The sequence below is a fragment of the Ruegeria sp. L11 genome (genome assembly GCF_056531755.1).
The window spans coordinates 1-4,342 of sequence record NZ_JBQFMI010000034.1 but is presented as its reverse complement, the minus strand read 5'-3'; the positions used below and the strand labels follow the sequence as shown (position 1 = coordinate 4,342).

The following is a 4,342-nucleotide window of genomic DNA, read 5'->3' as shown; positions in this document are numbered from 1 at the left end:
GATATGTGATCTGCGGGGATATTGAGTTTTTTTTGTGGATTACCTGCTGCGCCAGGCCTGTGTGCGGGCCAGGATGCCTTTTGATGCCATCAAATGAAAGATCCGGGCGGCTGCGTTGGTGTAGAAGATCATCATGCCCATTGCGGCTGCGGGTGCGATATCCCCGGCATCATCCATGTTCAGCACCGCGATGGACGCGAGTGTGGTTTTGGGTGAGTAGAGGAACACAACCGCCGACACGGTCGTCATCGCGTTGACGAACAGATAGATCGAGATGTCCAGCACCGCAGGCAGGCAGACCGGCACCGTCACGCGGGCAAACAGCTTCATTGTTGGCTGTTTGAGAGAGGCCGACACCGACTCGAACTCTTTATCCATCTGCTTGAGAGCGGTGACCGCCGTCAGGTGCGATACGGTATAGAAATGCGTCACCGTGCAAACCACCAGGATCGCCATGGTGCCGTAGATCGCATTGAACGGATTGGACGGGTTGTTGAAGAAGAAGATATACGACAGTCCCAGAACCATGCCCGGAATGGCCATCGGCAGCATGGCGAACATCTGAAAGATCGACCGCCCGGTTTTGAAGCCGTTCGATTTTTCCACCAGATACGCCCCGAAGAAGACAACCGTCGTGCCGATCACCGCCGTCAGGAAAGCCAGTTTGATCGAGTTGAAATACGATCCCCAGCCGCCGCCATCCATCTTGTCGAACTGGTAATTCTTGAGGCTCAGGCTCAGATCGTAGGGCCAGAACTTGATCAACGCCGCAAACTGACACACGGCCAGAAGACCAACAATGAACAGGCCGATCAAACTGCAGTAGATCAGGAATATGCGATCAGTCTTTGGGTTTGGTGTTGCCTGATATGGAACCGAGCGCGCAGACAGCAGCGCCACCTGCTTGGACTGAACCATCCGGTCGATGGCAAAAGCCAGAATTGCGGGGATGACCAGAACCACCGAGACCACGGCGCCCATCTCAAAGTTCTGCTGGCCGATCACCTGTTTGTAGATATCCACGGCAAGCACGTTGAACTGGCCGCCGATCACCTTTGGCAGGCCAAAATCGGTGATCACCAGATTGAACACGACAAAGGCTGCGGAAATCAGGCCATAGCGCGCGCCGGGTATGGTAACGGTCCAGAATGTCCGCCAGGGGGTTGAGCGCAAGCTGACAGCGGCCTCGTACAACCGCGCATCCGATATCGCGAGCGCGGTCGATATGATCAGGAACGCGTGTGGAAAGGTAAAGAAGACCGATCCGATCACGATGCCTATGGGGCCGTAGATACTGGCGCCGAACAGCAACTCCTTGATCATCCCCTGATTGCCGAACAGGTAGACCAGCGCGATGCCCGGCAGCAGCGAGGGAACCAGAATCGGCGCCATCGCGATCAGGCGAAAGACCCCCTTGAACCGCATGCAGCTTCGGTTCAGCGCATAGGCAAACCAGAACGCCAGCGTCACCGTAACGATTGTGCTGACAACCGAAATCCAAAGGGAATTCTTGATCGAGTTGAACAGGGCCGGGGTTGAGAAGTAGTTGATGAAGTTGCCCAGACCCCGCGCTTGAACCGGCCGCATCTGCACCCGGCGGAACGTGTTGGAATCAAGCTCGACCCAATCGGTGCCTTCGTTCAAAGTCGACCCGACCAGAAAGCGCCCGGCCTCCGTCGTGTTCCGCATCTGGTACATGACCGGGCTGCGAAAGCTGAAATCCGGAAAAAACCCGGTCACCGGCAAACGCCCGTCCGAGCCGGTTGTCAGATCGGTGTCGGAATACACCCCCAATTGCCTGTTCAGTTCGTCAGCCGTCAGGATCGTTCCGTCAAACACACCCGCTTCATCACTGACCTGAAACTCATACTGGGACAGCTCGACCCGGTAGGTCGAGAAGGACTTGGAAAGCATCGTGTAAAGCGGCAGCGCCAGTGTCACGATCAGATAGAGCGCGATCACCATCATGCTTCCGCGCATCAGGATGTCATCGCGGCTGAGCCTGGGCCTGATATCCGGCCCGACAGGCAATGTGTCGTGATTGGTCGACATCGTGCTCATGCCGCAGCCTCCGGAAGGTCAAACGCCATCAGGCGGTTCTCGGGAAGCTCGATCACCATGCTGCACCCCTCTTCCAGCTCAAGACGACGCACGGCGTTGATCGAAAAATCCGCGATCAGTTCAGAAGATCCGAACCGCTCGTTGTTCAGGCGGCAGCGCCAGAACGAGCCCAGAAACTCCATTTCATCAAGCGTGACCTCGATGCAGTTCCGATTGCCGCCCGTGTCAAGATAACCAGCTTCATGAGGGATGATGTCTTCGGGACGAATGGCTGCGATGACCGGAGTGCCATCATTGAACGTGTGGCTGAGGCAGGCAAAGGTCTTTTCCCCGACGCTCAACCGCCCGCCTTTGGTGACCTGAGATCGGATCTGGTTCATTTCACCGATAAAGTCGGCCACGAACAGGTTGGCCGGTTCGCGGTAGATCTCCGTGGGCGATCCGACTTGTTCAATCACCCCGTGGTTCATCACCACGATGCGGTCGGCCATGGCCAGCGCTTCTTCCTGATCGTGCGTCACCATCACGGTGGTCACACCCAGCTTGCGCTGCAATTCCTTGATCTCATGCCGCAGGTGAACGCGCACCTTGGCGTCCAGCGCCGACAGGGGTTCGTCCAGCAGCAGCAGACCGGGATTGGTTGCAATGGCGCGGGCCAGCGCAATCCTCTGCTGCTGGCCACCGGACAATTGCGCCGGGTATTTCCTGCCCTGATCCGGCAGACCAACAAGGTTCAGCAGCTCGCTCACCCGAACCGCGATATCCGACTTGCTGCGGCCCGTGTTTTCAAGGCCAAATGCGATGTTCTTTTCGATCGTCAGGTTCGGGAACAGCGCATAGGACTGAAACACAATCCCGAAATCGCGCTCGGACGGGGGCAGGTTGGAGACGTCCTTGCCATCCTGCATAACCGTACCCTTGGTCTGCAGATCCAGCCCGGCAATCGCCCGCAACAAGGTGGTCTTGCCGCAGCCGGACGGGCCAAGGAAACAAATGAATTCACCTTCTTTGATTTCAAGAGAGATGTCCTTGAGTGCCAGAAAGCTGCCGAACGCTTTCCACAAATTCTGGATGCTGAGATACAGTTCACCGGGTGGTGTTTTCTGAAGCACGGGAGAGGTCCTCACATCTGCACCTCGGGCACGACCGATCCTGGCCGGTGCGCGCCGGGTGAGTTGGTTGTGTTGGTGGGAACAAGAGAGTGGCGGGCAGGAGCGGCACAAAAGCCCCTCCTGCCAATGGAATTATCTCGCTTCAGACTTTCCGTCATAGCGAGACTGCCATTCCTTCAGGATTGCCGCGCGATTGTTGGCGGCATACTCGAAATCATTGTTGATCATCGCATCCAGAAGACCTTCTGGGAAGTGTTCAACCGGTTTTGCAACGCCGGGATACGCCACGACCGCATAGCCGGTATTGTACATCTCGTTGGCCTCTTTGGTGACGGTGAAGTCCACCAGCTTCTGCGCGGCTTCCAGATTTGCGGTACCGGCCACAATCGCGGTTGCTTCCATGTCCCAGCCGACGCCTTCCGAAGGCACAATGATCTCCAGCGGTGCACCATCAGCTTTGGACTTCGCCCCACGGAACGCAAAAGAAATACCAATCGGGATCTCGCCCGCCGCCGCCAGTTTGCAAGGCTTCGAGCCGGAATGGGTGTAGCGCGCAATATTCTCGTGCAGCGCATCCATGTATTCCCAGCCACCTTCTTCGCCAAACATTTGAAGCCAGCTGGACACATCAAGGAACCCCGTGCCAGAGGAATTCGGGTTCGGCATGATCACCTGATCCTTGTACATCGGATCAGTCAGGTCCTTCCACGAAGTGGGCGGCTTCAGCCCGGCCTTTTCCGCCTCAACCGTGTTGTAGCAAACCGAGGCAACCCAGGCGTCCATGCCAACCCAGGCAGGCGGGTTGTCACCATCGACGAATTTCGCATCCAGCTTGTCTACGCCAACCGGGGCATAAGGCTCCAGCATCCCTTCGGATTTCAACAGCAGCAGAGAGGTCGCAGCCAACCCCCAGACCACATCCGCCTGTGGGTTGTCCCGTTCAGCCAGCAGTTTCGCGGTGATGATCCCCGTCGAGTCCCGAACCCAGTTGATCTTGATATCCGGGTTACTCTGGTTGAACGTCTCTGCATACCTCGCCAGATCCTCCGCCTCAACGGCGGTGTAAACTGTCAGTTCCGTCTCCGATGCCGCAACCGTCGCAGTCAGTAAACCGACCGCCAATGCCGAATAAAATGATGTCGTCCGTTTCATGGTTTTCCTCTGTTGGT

At 57.0% G+C, this 4,342-nt stretch carries 3 protein-coding genes; all 3 read right to left on the bottom strand.

The window, feature by feature from the left end; all coding sequences use genetic code 11:
• Window positions 1-39: 39 nt before the first annotated feature.
• Window positions 40-2,061 (bottom strand): putative 2-aminoethylphosphonate ABC transporter permease subunit, encoded by a 2,022-nt coding sequence (locus tag ACR0CE_RS20305; RefSeq protein WP_480484610.1) that lies wholly within the window; start codon window positions 2,059-2,061, stop codon window positions 40-42.
• Window positions 2,058-3,173, bottom strand: coding sequence for a putative 2-aminoethylphosphonate ABC transporter ATP-binding protein (locus ACR0CE_RS20300; protein WP_267365559.1), 1,116 nt, complete (start codon window positions 3,171-3,173; stop codon window positions 2,058-2,060). Before ACR0CE_RS20300 ends, ACR0CE_RS20305 begins: the two co-directional genes overlap by 4 nt.
• A 132-nt stretch (window positions 3,174-3,305) precedes the next feature.
• Window positions 3,306-4,325: a putative 2-aminoethylphosphonate ABC transporter substrate-binding protein gene (locus ACR0CE_RS20295; RefSeq protein WP_480833591.1), complete on the bottom strand. Its 1,020-nt coding sequence runs from the start codon at window positions 4,323-4,325 to the stop codon at window positions 3,306-3,308.
• Window positions 4,326-4,342 lie beyond the last annotated feature (17 nt).